Origin of the sequence: Glycomyces terrestris (assembly GCF_003933745.1) — a bacterium.
GTDB lineage: Bacteria > Actinomycetota > Actinomycetes > Mycobacteriales > Micromonosporaceae > Glycomyces > Glycomyces terrestris.
In genome coordinates this window covers 150,193-165,966 of record NZ_RSEB01000008.1, presented here as the reverse complement: position 1 = coordinate 165,966, position 15,774 = coordinate 150,193, and the positions used below count along the sequence as shown (strand labels likewise).

14 protein-coding genes and 1 pseudogene are annotated in these 15,774 nt (G+C 70.1%); 6 read left to right on the top strand and 9 right to left on the bottom strand.

Annotated elements, in window-relative coordinates; all coding sequences use genetic code 11:
- Window positions 1-93: 93 nt before the first annotated feature.
- Window positions 94-471, bottom strand: a pseudogene (locus EIW28_RS23075) (VOC family protein); the annotation flags it as partial.
- A gap of 92 nt (window positions 472-563) precedes the next feature.
- Between EIW28_RS23075 and EIW28_RS23070 the strand changes: the two are divergent.
- Entirely contained in the window at window positions 564-1,319 is a 756-nt protein-coding gene (locus EIW28_RS23070) for a TetR/AcrR family transcriptional regulator (protein WP_125250071.1), read from the top strand.
- Between the two features lie 189 nt (window positions 1,320-1,508).
- On the opposite strand, the gene EIW28_RS23065 is transcribed toward EIW28_RS23070, so the two are convergent.
- Together EIW28_RS23065 and EIW28_RS25520 are read right to left on the bottom strand one after the other, a co-directional pair.
- Window positions 1,509-3,383: a YhgE/Pip domain-containing protein gene (locus tag EIW28_RS23065; protein WP_125250070.1), complete on the bottom strand. Its 1,875-nt coding sequence runs from the start codon at window positions 3,381-3,383 to the stop codon at window positions 1,509-1,511.
- Window positions 3,380-4,489 (bottom strand): ATP-binding cassette domain-containing protein, encoded by a 1,110-nt coding sequence (locus EIW28_RS25520; protein WP_125250069.1) that lies wholly within the window; start codon window positions 4,487-4,489, stop codon window positions 3,380-3,382. Before EIW28_RS25520 ends, EIW28_RS23065 begins: the two co-directional genes overlap by 4 nt.
- A 150-nt stretch (window positions 4,490-4,639) precedes the next feature.
- Here EIW28_RS25520 and EIW28_RS23055 point away from each other — a divergent pair, with 150 nt between their 5' ends.
- Window positions 4,640-6,718 (top strand): S9 family peptidase, encoded by a 2,079-nt coding sequence (locus tag EIW28_RS23055; RefSeq protein WP_125250068.1) that lies wholly within the window; start codon window positions 4,640-4,642, stop codon window positions 6,716-6,718.
- A 66-nt stretch (window positions 6,719-6,784) separates the two neighbouring features.
- Here the strand turns inward: EIW28_RS23055 and EIW28_RS23050 are convergent, their stop codons facing one another.
- Window positions 6,785-6,985 (bottom strand): hypothetical protein, encoded by a 201-nt coding sequence (locus EIW28_RS23050; RefSeq protein ID WP_125250067.1) that lies wholly within the window; start codon window positions 6,983-6,985, stop codon window positions 6,785-6,787.
- 187 nt (window positions 6,986-7,172) lie between these two features.
- On the opposite strand from EIW28_RS23050, the gene fbaA reads away from it, so the two are divergent.
- Window positions 7,173-8,195 carry a class II fructose-bisphosphate aldolase gene (gene fbaA, locus EIW28_RS23045; protein WP_125250066.1) on the top strand — a complete coding sequence of 341 codons (1,023 nt, stop codon included), beginning with the start codon at window positions 7,173-7,175 and terminating at the stop codon, window positions 8,193-8,195.
- An 81-nt stretch (window positions 8,196-8,276) separates the two neighbouring features.
- On the opposite strand, the gene EIW28_RS23040 is transcribed toward fbaA, so the two are convergent.
- From EIW28_RS23040 to EIW28_RS23020, 5 genes are all read right to left on the bottom strand, one after another.
- A complete protein-coding gene (locus EIW28_RS23040; RefSeq protein ID WP_125250065.1) occupies window positions 8,277-8,471 on the bottom strand; it encodes a FitA-like ribbon-helix-helix domain-containing protein in 195 nt (64 codons plus the stop codon).
- Window positions 8,468-8,902: a type II toxin-antitoxin system VapC family toxin gene (locus EIW28_RS23035; protein ID WP_197717432.1), complete on the bottom strand. Its 435-nt coding sequence runs from the start codon at window positions 8,900-8,902 to the stop codon at window positions 8,468-8,470. Before EIW28_RS23035 ends, EIW28_RS23040 begins: the two co-directional genes overlap by 4 nt.
- Window positions 8,899-9,138 (bottom strand): FitA-like ribbon-helix-helix domain-containing protein, encoded by a 240-nt coding sequence (locus EIW28_RS23030; protein WP_408612239.1) that lies wholly within the window; start codon window positions 9,136-9,138, stop codon window positions 8,899-8,901. The genes EIW28_RS23035 and EIW28_RS23030 overlap by 4 nt, the downstream gene beginning before the upstream one ends.
- A 184-nt stretch (window positions 9,139-9,322) precedes the next feature.
- Entirely contained in the window at window positions 9,323-10,879 is a 1,557-nt protein-coding gene (locus tag EIW28_RS23025; protein ID WP_125250063.1) for a glycoside hydrolase family 13 protein, read from the bottom strand.
- A 14-nt stretch (window positions 10,880-10,893) separates the two neighbouring features.
- Entirely contained in the window at window positions 10,894-11,895 is a 1,002-nt protein-coding gene (locus tag EIW28_RS23020) for a LacI family DNA-binding transcriptional regulator (protein WP_125250062.1), read from the bottom strand.
- A 154-nt stretch (window positions 11,896-12,049) separates the two neighbouring features.
- Between EIW28_RS23020 and EIW28_RS23015 the strand changes: the two genes are divergently transcribed.
- Genes EIW28_RS23015 through EIW28_RS23005 form a run of 3 tightly spaced genes read left to right on the top strand, consistent with a single transcriptional unit; the run spans window position 12,050 to window position 15,753 of the window.
- Entirely contained in the window at window positions 12,050-13,288 is a 1,239-nt protein-coding gene (locus EIW28_RS23015; RefSeq protein ID WP_125250061.1) for a sugar ABC transporter substrate-binding protein, read from the top strand.
- Between the two features lie 39 nt (window positions 13,289-13,327).
- The gene (locus EIW28_RS23010; protein WP_125250060.1) at window positions 13,328-14,869 is read left to right on the top strand and encodes an ABC transporter permease subunit; all 1,542 of its coding nucleotides are present in this window, start codon (window positions 13,328-13,330) and stop codon (window positions 14,867-14,869) included.
- Window positions 14,866-15,753 (top strand): sugar ABC transporter permease, encoded by an 888-nt coding sequence (locus tag EIW28_RS23005; RefSeq protein ID WP_125250059.1) that lies wholly within the window; start codon window positions 14,866-14,868, stop codon window positions 15,751-15,753. Before EIW28_RS23010 ends, EIW28_RS23005 begins: the two co-directional genes overlap by 4 nt.
- Window positions 15,754-15,774: the final 21 nt, after the last annotated feature.

The window sequence follows — 15,774 nt, the reverse complement described above, 5'->3', positions numbered from 1 at the left end:
ATCTGTACAGGATTGATTTCCCGCCTGTGGATAACTTCGCGAGGGTTGATCATTTTGCCTGGTGGGATGGCTTGTGGATAACTTGGCGGCGGGCTCGGTCATCCACTGGACGAGTTGGATGACGACGCCGTTGGGGTCGGCGGTCTGGAAGTAGCGCTCGCCCCATTCCTCGGTCTCGATGGGGGTCGTGATCTCGACGCCCTCGGACTTGATCCGCTCGTATTCGGCGTCGATGTCGTCGACCACGAAGGCGAGGAGGAGGCCGTCGGCGTGGCCCTTGGCGCTCTCGGGCTTGAAGGTGGCGAGGCCCGTGCGCAGGAAGATGACGTTGAAGCCGGCGTCGGGGCGGGAGAGGGAGACGAAGCCGTCTGCGGACATGTCCTCGGTGAAGCCGTAGTGGCGCTTGAGGAACTCGGCGGAGACGGTCGGGTCGGTGACGTTGAGGGAGACGGCGGACGAGGTGATTCGCATGGGCGCTCCTTGGCGGGGCTCGGTTCTTCGTACGTTGTATATTGTACTTAGTACGTCGTACGGTGTACAAGTTTTCCGGGTAGGATTTTCGCGTGACTGCTGCCACTGAGACCCCGAAGCCGAATCTGCTCGAACTGCTGTGGAGGGCCGGGCCCGAGGCGAGCCGCGGGCCGCGGAAGGGGTTGACCGTCGACGCGGTCGTCGCCGCCGCGGTCGAGCTCGCGGATCGGGAAGGGCTCGAGGCGCTGACGGTGCGGCGGTTGGCGCAGGAGCTGGGGAAGGCGCCGATGACGCTGTACACCTATGTGCCCGGGAAGACCGAGCTCGTCGCCCTGATGATCGACTCCCTGTTCGCCTCGATGGAGCGGACGCCCGTGGCCGGCCTCCCGTGGCGGGAGCGGCTCGCGGCGGTCGCCCGGGACGGCTACTCCCTCTACCGCCGCCACCCCTGGGCCGCGGCCGCCTCCCCCAGCCGGCCGCCGCTCGGGCCCGGGCAGTGCGCCAAGTACGAGCACGAACTCCAGGCCCTGGAAGGCTTGGGGCTCAGCGATGTCGAGATGGACGACGTCCTCGCGTACCTGCTCGGGTTCGTGCGCATCGCCGCCCAAGACGCGGCACAAGCCGATGCCGAGCGCGCCGCCAGCGCGATGAGCGACCAGGAGTGGTGGGAGGCGAACGGGCCCCTGCTCGCGAAGGTCCTCGACCCCGAGCGGTTCCCGACCGCCGTGCGGGTCGGGCAGGCCGCCGGGGAAGCGCATGATTCGGCGTACGACGCCGAGCACGCCTTCTCGTTCGGGCTCGAGCGGACCCTGGACGCTCTGGCGCCGCTGATCGAGCGAGATGAGTAATGAGGAGCAGGCGCGGGCGGGACTCGGCGCAAGGATCGGGTGGTGAGCGGGAGCGGGCGGGAGCGGGACGGGCGGTGAACAGGACTGGGCGGTGAGCGGGACCGGGCGGTGAGCGCTTGGCTCGGGCGGTGAGCTTGGCCCGGGCGGTGAGCGCTTGGCCCGGCCCGCGCTGCGGGCCGGGCCTGCTGCTCAGACTTGCAGGGGTTCGTTCACGCTGTCTGGCTTCCACTTCCGGCGCGTCGCCACGATGAGGGTGGAGAGCGCGAGCGCGCCGACCAGGTACGCGGCGAGGACGATCACGGCCCGCACCACATGCGAGGTCTCGCCGCCGCTGATCGTGACGCGGAGGGCGTCGACGACGTAGCTCATCGGCAGGAGCGGGTGCAGGGCCTGGAAGAACCGGGGCGTGGTCTCGACCGGGTAGAGCCCGCCCGCGCTCGTGAGCTGGAGCATGAGCAGGACGACGAGGACGAGGCTGCCGGCGGTGCCGAAGGCGAGCTTGAACAGGTGGGCCATCGCGGAGAACGCGAGGATCACGAGGATCGAGAGGCCGACCGTGTCGAGGGCGTCCTTGGGGTCGAGGCCCAGCCCGAGTTCGACCGCGAGGTAGAGGACGACGGCGGAGAGGACGCCGAGGAGGGCGCCGGGCAGCCAGCCGCCGACCGCGATCGGGAGGGAGCGGAGCGGGCCGGCGAGGGCGCGCTGGTTGACGGTGGAGAGGACGAGGTAGGCCATGAGTCCGAAGACCCACAGGGCGATCGCGATGAAGAACGGGGCGAGGCCGCGGCCGTAGGTGTCGGCGGGGTTGAGGTTGTGCTCGGTGACGGCGACGGGGCTGCCGTAGGCCTCGGCGTTGTCGGCGTCGTCGGCCGGGTTGGTGCTGGGGACGGAGTCGGCGGCGGTGGCGAGGCTGGTCGCGAGGGTGTCGGCGCCGTCGTGGAGGGTGGTGAGGCCGTCGGCGAGGTCGCTCGCGCCGTCTTCGGCGGTGGCGGCGCCCGCGGCGACCTGGGAGGCGCCGTCGGCGACGTCGCTCGCGCCGGTCTGGAGGGCGGTGAGGTCGTCGGAGGCCTGGTCGAGCGTGTCGGTGGAGGTGGACTGGATCTGGTCGTCGGCGTTCTGGATGTCGGCGTTGGCGCTGTCGGCTTCGGCGATGAAGTCCTCGAGTGCGGCGCAGGCGTCGGGGTCGGCGTCGGGGCTGTCGGTGCAGAGGGTCGCGTAGACGGTGTCGAGGTCGGTGTTCGCGCGGTCGGCGAGGTCGGCGGCGCTGGAGGCGCCGGCCTGGATCTGGGTCCAGTTGTCGGCGAGGGCCTGGACGACGGGTTGGGCGACGGCGACGGCCTGGTCGACGCCGTCGCTGACCTGGTCCGCGCCGTCGGCGACCCGCTGCGCGCCGGTGGTGAGGTCGGCGAGGCCGGACTCGATGTCGCTCGCGCCGCTCTGGGCGGTGGCGAGGCCGTCGGCGAGGTCGCTCGCGCCGGCGGAGGCGTCGGTGAGGCCGTCGTGGAGGCGGGTGAGGTCGCCGAAGATGGTGGTGGCGAAGGTGACGTAGACGGCGGTGTTGATCTGGTTGCGGAGTTCGGCTTCGACGGTGGAGGCCATGATGCCGGCGACGTAGCCGTTGGCGTCGTTGAGGTCGAACTCGACGGTGGCCTGCTCGGGGTCGGTGCCGGAGAGGCTGGCGAGGCGCGCGGAGAAGTCCTCGGGGACGGTGATGACCATGTAGTAGTCGCCGTCGCGGAGGCCGCGGGCGGCGTCGGCGGCGTCCGTGAAGCGCCAGTCGAAGATGCGGTCTTCCTTGAGCTGGTCGACGAGCTGGTCGCCGCCGTTGATCTGCTGGGTCTCGCCGTCGACGTCGACCTGGGCGCCCTGGTCCTCATTGACGACGGCGACGGGCATCTGGTCGAGCTTGCCGTAGGGGTTCCAGGCGAACCAGAGGTAGAGGCCGCCGTAGACGAGCGGGATGAGGACGATCGCGACGAGCGCGAGGGTGCGGATGGGGTGGCCGCGAAAGCGGCGCAGTTCGGCTGCGGCGAGCTTGAACGGGCTCAGGAGGAACTGGCTCATCGGAGGCCTCCGTTCTCGGCGGGGCGGTGGTCCGGGTGCGGGTCGCGGTGGTGGACGCGGAGGTCGACGACGGTGTCGGCGGGCGGGGCGGTGAGGGTGCAGGCGGCGAGGACGAGCTGGCCGGCGTCGGCGACGGTGCGGAGGGCTTCGAAGACGCGTTCGGCGCCGGCGGTGTCGAGCCCGGTGTCGGCGTCGTCGACGGCGATGGCGGGGGTGCGGGAGGCGGCGGCGCAGGCGATGGCGAAGCGGATCTGGTCGATGCGCGGGAGGAACCCGTAGGTGTCGCCGGTGTCGACGCCGACGGCGAGGCGGTCGAGCCAGGCGTGGATGTTGGCGGCGGTGGCGGCGCCGCCGGAGACGGCGGTCGTCTCCTTGATGCAGGCGGCGACGGTGTGGTACTCGGCGAAGCGGATCGGCGGTCCGGCCTGGGCGATGGTGAAGCGGCGGCGGATATGGCCGGGGCGGGTGCGGCCGTCGACGCGGAGGGTGCCGGAGTCGGGGCGGAAGCGGCCGGTGAGGGCGAGGAGGAGGGAGGTACGGCCGTCGCCGCCGTCGCCGGTGACGGCGACGACCTGGCCGGGGCGGGCGGTGAGGGTGACGTCGGCGAAGATCGTGCCCTGGCGGCCGGTCGCGGTGAGGTGCCGCGCGTCGAGGAACGGGTGGCCGTTGGGGTGTTCGAGGAGCGCGGTGCGGTCGGCGCCGGGGAGGCGCGGCGGGGCGACGGCGGCGCCCTCGCGCGGGCGTTCGATGACGGCGGTCGGTTCGGCGGCGGTCGCGCTGGAGCGCTCGCCCGGGGCGGGCGCAGCAAGAGCGGTGGTGTCGGGCTCGATCGCGGGCGCGGTCTCGCCCGGGACGAGTGCGTCAGCGGCGGTGTCGCCGGGAGCAGTGGGTGCGGCGTCGAGCCCGGTCGCGGGGACGGTGCCCGCTTCGAACGCGGTGGCGGCGTTCGAGTCCGGTGCGTCGGTCGCTCCCGAGCCGGCGGCGCGGGCGGGCCGCGGGTCGGCGCCCGGGGGTGCGTCCGCTTCGGCGCCGGTGATCTCCGGCTCGCCGCTGTCGTGTGCGGACGTTTCGGGCAGTGGCCCGCCGTCGTCGCTCCTGTCGCTCATGGACACTATCCTCACAGGCCAGTGCGCCCCGGTTCGGGCATTTTCACGGGTTTCTGACCGCCCGTATATTACTCATGAGTAACTTATGATCGATTGCGGGCGGGCGTGCTGTGACCGGCGCTGCCCGCGCGGGGCCCTTACAGTTGAGGCATGTCGGAAACGCAACCCGCGAAACCCGCGGCGCCCCGCCGCGAACACGCGCGAACCCACCACGGCGACACCGTCGACGACCCGTACGCCTGGCTGAAGAACCCCGAGGACCCCGAGACGCTCGACTACCTCCGGGCCGAGAACGCCTACGCCGAATCGCGCACCGCGCACCTCGCGGACCTGCGCACGTCGATCTTCGGCGAGATCAAGGGCCGCACGCAGGAGACCGACCTCTCCGTCCCCGTCCGCAAGCGCGGCTGGTGGTACTACGGGCGCACCGAAGAGGGCAAGCAGTACGGCATCCAGTGCCGCGTCAAGGCCGCCGGCGACACGCCGCCGCAGGTCGAGGCCGGCGTCGCGGTCGAGGGCGAGGAGATCCTCGTCGACGGCAACGAGCTCGCCGAGGGCCACGACTTCTTCTCCCTGGGCACCTGCGACGTCTCCCCCGACGGGAACCTGCTCGCCTACGCCGTCAACTACTCCGGCGACGAGCGCTTCACCCTGCGGTTCAAGGACCTGCGCACCGGCGACGACTTCCCCGACGACATCCCGAACGTGTTCTACGGCGGGGCGTGGTCGCAGGACGGCTCCGTGTTCTTCTACACCAAAGTGGACGACGCGTGGCGCCCGCACCAGGTGTGGCGGCACGTCCTCGGCGAGCACGAGGACAAGGACGTGCTCGTCTACCAGGAGGACGACGAGCGGTTCTGGACCGGGATCGACCTGACCCGCTCCGAGCGGTACCTGTTCATCGTCTCCGGCTCCAAGATCACCACCGAGGTCCGCTACCTCGACGCCGCCGACCCCACCGGCGAGTTCACCGTGTTCGGCGGCGGCCGCGAGCAGGGCGTCGAGCTGTCCGTCGACCACCAGGGCGACCGGTTCTGGGTGCTGCACAACCGGAACGCCGAGAACTTCACGCTCGGGTGGACGCCCGTCGCGGACACCACGCAGTTCCACGAGGTCATCGCCCACGACGAGGCCGTGCGCCTGGAGTCGGCCGACGCGTTCGAGGACCACGTCGTCGTCTCCATGCGCCGCGCCGGGCTCTCCCGGGTCGGCATCCTCGACGCGGACGGGAACCTCACCGAGATCGCGTTCGACGAGCCGATCTACGCGGTCGGCCTGGGCGAGAACCCCGACTACGAGTCGCGGCAGATCCGCCTCGGGTACACGTCGCTGGTGACGCCGTCCTCGGTGTACGACTACGACATCGACGGGGCCGAGCTGCACCTGCGCAAGCAGACGCCGGTCCTCGGCGACTTCGACCCGGCCGACTACGTGCAGTACCGCGAGTGGGCCACGGCCCAGGACGGCACGAAGGTCCCGATCTCGATCGTGGCCAAGGCCGGCGTCACCGCGGACGGGACCGCGCCGTGCCTGCTGTACGGGTACGGCTCCTACGAGCACTCGATCGACCCGTACTTCTCGATCCCGCGCCTGAGCCTCCTCGACCGCGGCGTCGTCTTCGCGATCGCGCACGTGCGCGGCGGCGGCGAGATGGGCCGGCAGTGGTACGAGCAGGGCAAGCTCCTGCACAAGAAGCACACGTTCACCGACTTCGTGGACTGCGCGAACCACCTCGCCGAGGTCGGCTGGGCCGCCCCCGACCGGATCGTCGCCCGCGGCGGCTCCGCCGGCGGGCTCCTCATGGGAGCGGTCGCGAACCTCGCCCCCGAGCGGTTCGCCGGCATCCTCGCCGACGTCCCGTTCGTCGACGCGCTCAACACCATCCTCGACCCGACCATGCCGCTCACCGTCATCGAGTGGGAGGAGTGGGGCAACCCGCTCGAGTCGCCCGAGGTGTACGAGTACATGAAGTCGTACTCGCCCTACGAGAACGTCACCGGCGCGACCTACCCGGCGATCCTCGCGGTCACCAGCCTGAACGACACCCGCGTCGGCTTCCACGAGCCCGCGAAGTGGATCGCGAAGCTGCGCCACGAGAGCCCGTCCTCCGACGTGCTCCTCAAGACCGAGATGGAGGCCGGCCACGGCGGCCGCTCCGGGCGCTACGACGCCTGGGAGGAGGAGGCGTTCAACCTCGCATGGATCCTCGACCGGCTGGGTAAGGCGTAAGGACCGGAAATGCACCAGGGCCCGGCCCCCGCAGGCGACTGCGGGACCGGGCCCTGCTCCGTGTCGCTAGGCGGGCGCCTCGTCGTCCTCGTCGATCGGCACGTCGGCGAGCTGCTCGGCGGCGTCCGCCGGATCGGCCTCGTCGGGGAGGTCCGGGTCGGTCACCGGCGCCTCCGGGTCGCCGTCGCGCGCGGGCTCGGTCGAGTCGGCCAGGTCGAACTCGGACAACTCGTCGAAGTCGCCCGCCCATTCCTGCTGATAGTTCATAAACTCCACCGTAGTGGCGAGGGCCCCGTCCGGCCAGTGAACCACCAGGTAGCCTGAGTCATGGCTTCACATGATCGTGGGCAATACTTCACCTCGACGCAATAAGTTCGAGGCCATCAGACAGCGGCGTCTGGGTCTGGCCCCCGGTCGGGGCGCTCATCAACGACTTGTCTAAGGAGCAGGCAGCATGCCTATCGCAACACCCGAGGAATACAACGAGATGCTCGACCGGGCGAAGGCCGGCTCCTTCGCCTACCCGGCCATCAACGTGACCTCGACCCAGACCCTCAACGCCGCCCTGGCCGCGTTCGCCGAGGCCGAGTCCGACGGCATCGTCCAGGTGTCCACCGGCGGCGCCGAGTACCTCTCCGGCCCGACGATCAAGGACAAGGTCACCGGCGCCGCCGCGCTCGCCGCCGCCGCCCACGAGATCGCCAAGAACTACCCGGTCAAGGTCGCCCTCCACACCGACCACTGCCCGAAGAACCACCTCGACGGCTTCGTCCGCCCCCTCCTCGCCATCAGCGAGGAGCGCGTCGCCCGCGGCGAGGAGCCCCTCTTCCAGTCGCACATGTGGGACGGCTCGGCCGTGCCGCTCGCCGAGAACCTCGAGATCGCCCAGGAGCTCCTGGCCCGCACCTCGAAGGCCAAGGTCGTCCTCGAGGTCGAGATCGGCGTCGTCGGCGGCGAGGAGGACGGCGTCGAGGCCGAGATCAACGAGCAGCTCTACACCACCGTCGAGGACGCCCGCGCCACCGTCGCCGCCCTCGGCTCCGGCGAGAACGGCCGCTACATGACCGCGCTGACCTTCGGCAACGTCCACGGCGTCTACAAGCCCGGCAACGTGCACCTGCGCCCGGAGATCCTCAAGGACATCCAGGACGAGATCGGCAAGGAGACCGGCAAGGACAAGCCGTTCGACCTGGTCTTCCACGGCGGCTCCGGCTCCACCGCGCAGGAGATCTCCGACGCCGTCGACTACGGCGTCATCAAGATGAACATCGACACCGACACCCAGTACGCGTTCACGCGTCCGATCGTCGACCACATCTTCAAGAACTACGACGGCGTCCTCAAGGTCGAAGGCGAGGTCGGCAACAAGAAGGCGTACGACCCGCGCGCCTACGGCAAGCTCGCCGAGGCCGGCATGGCCGCCCGCATCATCGAGGCCTGCCAGCAGCTCCGCTCCGCCGGCAACAAGATCAAGTAAGCGCGAGACGCCGCGAGCCCGGGCCGTCCCCACGGCCCGGGCTCGCGGCGCTTCCGGGCGGCCGACCGGCACGCCCGCAGGTCATTCGATCCGGGTGCATATCCGAGCCGCATCTTCCGCACGCAGTCGCGCGAAGATCGCCTTCGCCTCCGAGGACATCGAACGGCCGTTGCCCGCCGCTCTCCTCCTCAGCCAGTCGAACAGCTCGGGATCGATGTCGCGCACGATCAACTTGTGCGAGGCCGCCGCCTCGTAGCCCCGCTGTAGCTGGCTCACTCCGGTGTCCTCTGATCCTTCCAAGGGTCGAGGAGTGGCACCCCGGTTCCCTCGAAGTCCTTGACGTTCCTGGTGGCGAGCGCGGCTCCGCGGGAGGCGCAGATCGCCGCGATCATCGCATCGGTCGAGCTCATCGGCCGACCGGCCGCCTTCCGCGCCTGCCGGATTCGGCCGTAGTGCGCCGCCGCTCGCGCGTCGAACGGCAGGATGCGGTCGCGGAACGCCTCGATCTCGATCTTGTCCACCGCGATCTCGAGGGCGGCGCGCTTGCGGCCCGCCGGAAGCTGCGCCACGCCCCACCTGAGTTCGGCGATGCACACCGATGTGGTCAGGGCCTCTGCGGTGTACCTGTTGCTCCAGAGGACGATGCCGAAATCGCCGTTCTCGCGGATGATCTCGGAGATGACGTTGGTGTCGAAGACGACGATCAAGACAGGTCCAGTGCACGGTCGGGCTCGTCGCGGGCCGGGAGTTCGAGGTCCGCCCCGCCGACGTCCTCGACGTAGGAGCGGATGAGCGAGCCGATCCCCTCTGCGCCGCGGTCGAACTCGCCGTCGGCCAAGCGGGTCAGGACTTCTCGGATCTCGGCCTCCATGGACTGGCCGTGCTTCGCAGCCCGCACACGAATCGCTTCGTACACCTGCGCGTCAAGCCCGCGGATGGACATGTCGCGGGTCTTGGGAGGTACATGAGTCATCGCATTCACCCCCTCACGCTACCGATGCTAGCACTGAATTCCGGGTAGGACACGACGAACATTCGGCGTGTTCTTCATGAGCAGCGCCGGGTCCAGCCGCCGGAACGGAACAGGGGCGGCGGGCCGTCCGGCCCGCCGCCCCCTTGCGCTTGCGCTACTTCTCGAACCAGACGGCCGCGCCGCCCGGGAGGGTGCCGTCGACGAGGTCGGCGCTCGCCAGGAGCACCTCGGTGCCGTAGGAGGCGACCGGGACCGGCTCGTCGCCGAAGTTCACGACCGCGACCAGGGCGCCGTTGTCGAACGCGAACGCGTTCTCGCCCGGGTCGGCCAGCCAGGTCAGGCCGGTCGCCTTGTGGGCCTTGCGGATCGCGATGGCCGCGCGGTAGAACTCGAGGGTCGAGCCCGCCACGCCGTCCTCGGCCTCCACCGACAGCTCCGCCCAGTCGGCCGGCTGCGGCAGCCACGGCTCGCCCGCCGGGCCGAAGCCGAGCGAGACGCCGTCCTTCGCCCACGGGAGCGGGACGCGGCAGCCGTCGCGGCCGATCTGCTCGCCGTTCGTGCGGTGGAACGACGGGTCCTGGCGGACCTCCGCCGGGAGGTCCAGGACCTCGTTCAGGCCCAGCTCCTCGCCCTGGTAGACGTACACGACGCCCGGGAGGGAGAGCAGCAGCTGCGTCGCGGCCCGCGCCCGGGCCAGCCCGGTCGCGCCGCCGCCGTAGCGGGTGACGTGGCGCTGCACGTCGTGGTTCGACAGCACCCACGTGCACGGCGCGCCCACGCCCGCGTTGTTCGCGATCTCCGAGTCGATCGCCTTGCGGAAGTCGACCGCGCTGAACGGCGCCAGCACCAGGTCGAAGTTGAACGCCTGGTGGAGCTCGTCGGGGCGCAGGTACAGGGAGCGGCGCTCGGCCGAGTCCGTCCACGCCTCCGCGACGAAGATGCGGTCCCCGTCGTACTCCTCGATGATCGGGCGCCACGTGCGGTAGATGTCGTGCACGCCGTCCTGGTCGAAGAACGGGGCCTGCGTGGTGCCGATCATCTCGATCGTGCCGTCGCCGCCGGTGTCCGGCAGGCCCTTCGCCTTGACCATGCCGTGGGCGACGTCGATGCGGAAGCCGTCCACGCCGCGGTCGAGCCAGAACCGCAGGATCGACTTGAACTCCTCGTGCACCTCCGCGTTCTCCCAGTTCAGGTCCGGCTGGGAGGAGTCGAAGAGGTGCAGGTACCACTGCCGGCCGTCCTCGGTCTTCGTCCACGCGGGACCGCCGAAGATCGACTGCCAGTTGTTCGGCGGCGTGTCCGGGGCCGCCGGGTCGACGTCGCGGAAGTGGTAGCGCTCTCGCTCGGGCGAGCCGGGGGCCGCGGCGAGGGCCGCCCGGAACCACTCGTGCTCGGACGAGGTGTGGTTGGGCACCAGGTCCACGATGAGCCGGATGCCGGCCGCGTGCGCGTCGGCGAGCATCCGGTCGAAGTCGCCCAGGTCGCCGAACCGCGGGTCGATCGCGCGGTAGTCGGCGACGTCGTAGCCCGCGTCGTGCTGCGGCGAGGCGTAGAACGGCGACAGCCAGATGGCGTCCACGCCGAGCTTCGCGAGGTACGGGATGCGCGAGCGGATGCCCTCCAGATCGCCCATCCCGTCGCCGTCCGCGTCGGCGAAGGAGCGCGGGTACACCTGGTAGATGACCGCGTCGCGCCACCAGTGTTCACTCATCGGTGAGTTCCCTTTCAGTCTTCTCGGGGTGCCGCACCGGTGGACCCGCGTACGACGAGTTCGGGCCGGAACAGGTATTCCGACGAGGGGGTGGGCTGCCCGGCGATCTCGTCGAGCAGGGCCCGCGCCGCGGCGGTGGCGATGTCGCGCACCGGCTGCCGCACGGTCGTGAGCGGGGGGTTGGTGTGGGCGATGAGCGGCGAGTCGTCGTAGCCCACGACTGAAAAGTCTTGCGGGACGCTCAGGCCGCGCTCCTCGGCCGCGCGGATCGCGCCCAGGGCCATCATGTCCGAGCCGCAGACCACCGCGGTCGCGCCGCGGTCGATGAGGCGCGAGGCCGCGGCGTGGCCGCCCTGCTCGCCGAAGAGGGTGAGCTCGATGAGCTCGGGGCCGACGCCCTGCATGGCCGCGCGGTAGCCGGAGATCTTGCGGCGCACCGGCCAGTACCGGTCCGGGCCGGAGACCAGGCCGATCCGCTCGTGGCCCAGGCCCGCGAGGTGCTCCACGGCGATCCGGGCCGCGACGGTGTCGTCGCAGGAGAACGAGGCGGCCTCGACGCCCTCCGGGTGGCCGGTGACGAAGGCCACCGGCAGCCGCTTGTCCTTGAGCTCCTGGTAGCGTGCGGTGCTCGCGGTGGTGTCCGCGTGCAAGCCTGAAACGAAGATGATGCCGGCGACGGCCCGCTCCCGCAGCATCTCCACGAACTCGTCCTCGGAGACGCCGCCGGGGGTCTGGGTGCACAGCACCGGGGTGTAGCCCGAACCCGCCAGGACGTTCGAGATCGTCTGGGCGTACAACGGGAAGATCGGGTTCTCCAATTCGGGCACGACCAGGCCGATCAGGCCGATCGCGTGCTTGCGGAGGGCCTGGGGGCGTTCATAGCCGAGCACGTCGAGGGCAGTGAGGACGGACTGTCGGGTCTGCTGACCGACGCCGGGCTTGTCGTTCAGGACCCGGGACACCGTTGCCTCACTGACCCCGGCCTGCCGGGCGATGTCAGAGAGTCGAAGCCGCATGATGACAGACTAGCCTATCTGAAACTTGGCAACAGTTTGGTTGCAAGGCTTTCCTGATTCTGAAACATCTTGCTAATGTCGTAGGAAGTCGGGACGCGAGTCCCCGGACCAGCGGCCCCCGCCCCGGGGCCCCTCAATGAGGAGAAAAGAAGACATGCGCAGAAGGACCCTGGGTATCACCGCCGTCTCCGCCGCCGCGCTCGGCGCGGCCGCCGCCTGCGGCTCCGAGGACGGCGACAACGGGACCGAGGAGACCACCGAGTTCTCCGGCGAGCTCGTGATCTGGGCCGACGAGACCCGCACCCCCGTCCTCAAGGAGTTCGTCAAGGACTTCGAGTCCACCGTCGGCGTGAAGGTCACCGTCGAGGAGCACGTGGAGACCCTCCGCGAGGACTTCCTCACCGCCGCCGAGCAGGGCCAGGGCCCCGACATCGTCGTGGGCGCGCACGACTGGTCCGGCCAGTTCGCCGCGGACGGCGTCATCGCCCCCGTCACCCTCAGCGCCGACCAGCAGGCCGCCCTGAACGAGGCCGCCGTCAAGGCGTTCACCGTGGACGGCAACCTCTACGGCGTCGCCTACGCCATGGAGAACCTGGGCCTCATCCGCAACACCGACCTCGCCCCCGACGCCCCCGCCACCTTCGAGGAGCTCATCGCCGCCGGCCAGGCCGCGGGCACCGACGAGGTCCTCACCATGGAGGTCGGCGTCGACGGCAACGCCTACAGCGCCTACCCGCTGTTCGCGTCCTTCGGCGGCTACCTGTTCAAGGACGACGGCGCCGGCAACCTCGACCCGAACGACGTCGGCGTCGACTCCCCCGGCGGCATCGCCGCGTTCGAGAAGTTCGCCGAGCTCGGCGCCGCGGGCGTCCTCAAGACCACCATCGACGCCACGAACACCATCCCGTTCTTCGTCGACGGCAAGACCGCGTTCATGATCTCCGGCCCGTGGGCCCTCACCGACGTGCAGGGCGCCGGCCTCAACTACGAGGTCACCGCCATCCCCGGCTTCGAGGGCCAGGGCCCGGCCTCGCCGTTCCTCGGCGTCCAGGGCTTCTACGTCTCCGCGACCGCCGCGAACGCCGTCTTCGCCCAGGAGTTCGTCACCAACTACGTCCTCACCGAGGACCTCCAGCTCAAGCTCGCCGAAGCCGGCGGCCGCCTCCCGGCGCTCACCGCCGCCGCCGAGGCCTACGCCGCCGACAACGCCGACGTCCAGGGCTTCGCCGCCGCCGGCGAGAACGCCGTCCCGATGCCGAACATCCCCGCGATGAACGCCGTCTGGGAGCCCTTCGGCCGCGCCGAGGCCGACGCGATCGACGGCGTCTCCACCGGCGAGGAGGCCGCGACCACCGCTGCGCAGGCCATCCGCGACGCCGTCGCCGGCTCCTAAGGTCAACCGGACAGTCCTCGACGAGCGAAGGATCGCACCGTGCTCGAACAACGGTCCACCGGCTCAGCGACCACCGCGGGCCTGATCGCCAAGATCGGCGTGCTCGCGGTGGTCGCCGCACTGGCCGTCTGGGCGGCGCTGCCGCTCATCGCCGCCGAGGCGTGGTGGGGCCTGGCGCTGGAGGCGGCCGTCGCGGCCGTCCTCTTCTACGTGTACCTCCAGCGCCGGGCGATCCAGCTGAAATACCTGGTGCCCGGCACGCTGCTGCTCATCGCCTTCCAGATCCTCCCGGTCGTGCTCACCGTCGGCACCTCCTTCTCCAACTACGGGGACGGGCACCGGGTCGACAAGGAGCAGGCCACCGAGGCGATCATCGCCGCGGGCGTGCAGCAGACCCCCGGCGGCGCCATCTACCTCCTCGCCGTCGGCGAGTCCTCCGCGGGCGAGCTGACCCTCCTGCTCACCGACCAGGCCGACGGATCCACCTGGGCCGGAACGGAAGAGGGCCTCACCGAGCTCGACGGCGCCACCACCGACCCGACCGGGCGCATCACCGCCGCCCCCGACTACACGGTGTGGACGCTCGCCGAGCTCAACGAGCGCCAGGCCGAGCTCGCCGAACTCGCCGTCCCCACCGGGCCCGAGTCCGGCATCAGGGTGCAGGGCCTCTCGGCCTTCGAGGGCCAGTCCACGCGCTCCTACGACGAGGCGTGCGACTGCATCACCGACGCCGAGACCGGCACCGTGTGGCACGCCGACGACGAGACCGGCACCTTCCTCACCGAGGACGGCGAGCCCGCGCTCGTCGGCTGGCGCGTGAACATCGGCTTCGACAACTACCTCGACGTCCTCACCGACCCCGACATCCGCGGCCCGTTCCTCGGCGTCTTCGCGTGGAACGTCATGTTCGCGGCCGGCTCGGTCCTGTTCACCTTCGCGATCGGCCTCGGCACCGCGATGGCCCTGAACCGGCCGGGCATGCGCGGCACGAAGGTCTACCGGGCCTTCATGATCCTGCCGTACGCGATGCCGTCGTTCGCGATGCTCATGGTGTGGGCGCAGATGTTCAACCGCGACTTCGGCCTCGTCAACGAGCTGTTCAACCTGAACGTCGACTGGTACGGCGGCACCTGGTCGGCCCGCGCGATGACCCTCATCGCCAACACCTGGCTCGGCTGGCCGTACATGTTCCTCATCTCCCTCGGCGCGCTCCAGGCGCTCCCGTCGGACTCGCTCGAAGCGGCCCGGATCGACGGCGCGACCGGCGTCACCGCCTTCCGCAAGATCACGCTGCCGCTGCTGCTCATCGCGCTCACGCCGCTGCTGATCTCCTCGTTCGCGTTCAACTTCAACAACTTCAACGCGATCGAGCTGCTCTCGGGCGGCCACCCGTTCAAGGCCGGCGACTCGGTCGGCGGCACCGACCTGCTCATCACGTACGCGTTCCGGCAGGCGTTCGGCTCCTCCAGCGCCGACTACGGCTTCGCCAGCGCGATCAGCGTGTTCATCTTCCTCATCGTCGCCACGATCTCGGCGGTCATGTTCCGCTTCACCCGCAACCAGGAGGACGTGTACTCATGACCGCCGTGAAGCGCAAGGGCCGCAACCCGTTCCTGAAGTGGGCCGGCGACACCGGCTGGCGGCACGCCGTCGCGCTGGCGGCGCTCGTGTTCGGGCTCGTCCCGATCGTGTACGTGGTGTCGGCGGCGTTCAACCCGAACGGGACGCTGTCGTCGACGGACCTGCTGCCGACCTCGTTCTCGCTGGGCAACTTCGAGAAGCTGTTCACGGACGAGAACGTGCCGTTCGCGTCGTGGTTCGCGAACTCGCTGATCATCGCGGTGCCGGCGGCGTTCATCTCGATCTTCATCTCGTCGCTGGCGGCGTACGCGTTCAGCCGGTTCCGGTTCCAGGGGCGGCGGCCGATGCTGCTGTTCCTGCTGCTGATCCAGATGTTCCCGGCGTTCCTGGCGGTGGTGGCGCTGTACCTGATCTTCGGGTCGATCGGCGAGTTCTACCCGGTGGCGGGCCTGAACACGAAGCTGGGCCTGATGCTGGTGTACATGGGCGGGGCGCTCGGCGTGTCGACCTGGCTGATGAAGGGCTTCTTCGACACGATCCCGAAGGAGCTCGACGAGGCGGCGACGATCGACGGCGCCTCGCACGCGCAGATCTTCTTCGGGATGATCCTGCCGCTGGCGGCGCCGATCATCGCGATCTCGGGGATCCTGGCGTTCGTGGGGACGATGAACGACTTCATCCTGGCGTCGCTGTTCCTGACGGACCGGCCGGAGATGACCCTCGCGGTGGGCCTGAAGACGCTGACGGCCGAGAACTCGCCCGCGTCGTACTTCGGCATCTTCGCGGCGGGGACGCTGCTGACGTCGATCCTGACGGTGGCGGTGTTCATGAGCCTCCAGCGCTACATCGTCTCGGGCCTCACCGGCGGGGCAGTGAAGGGTTAAGACAAGACCACTGCTCGACAC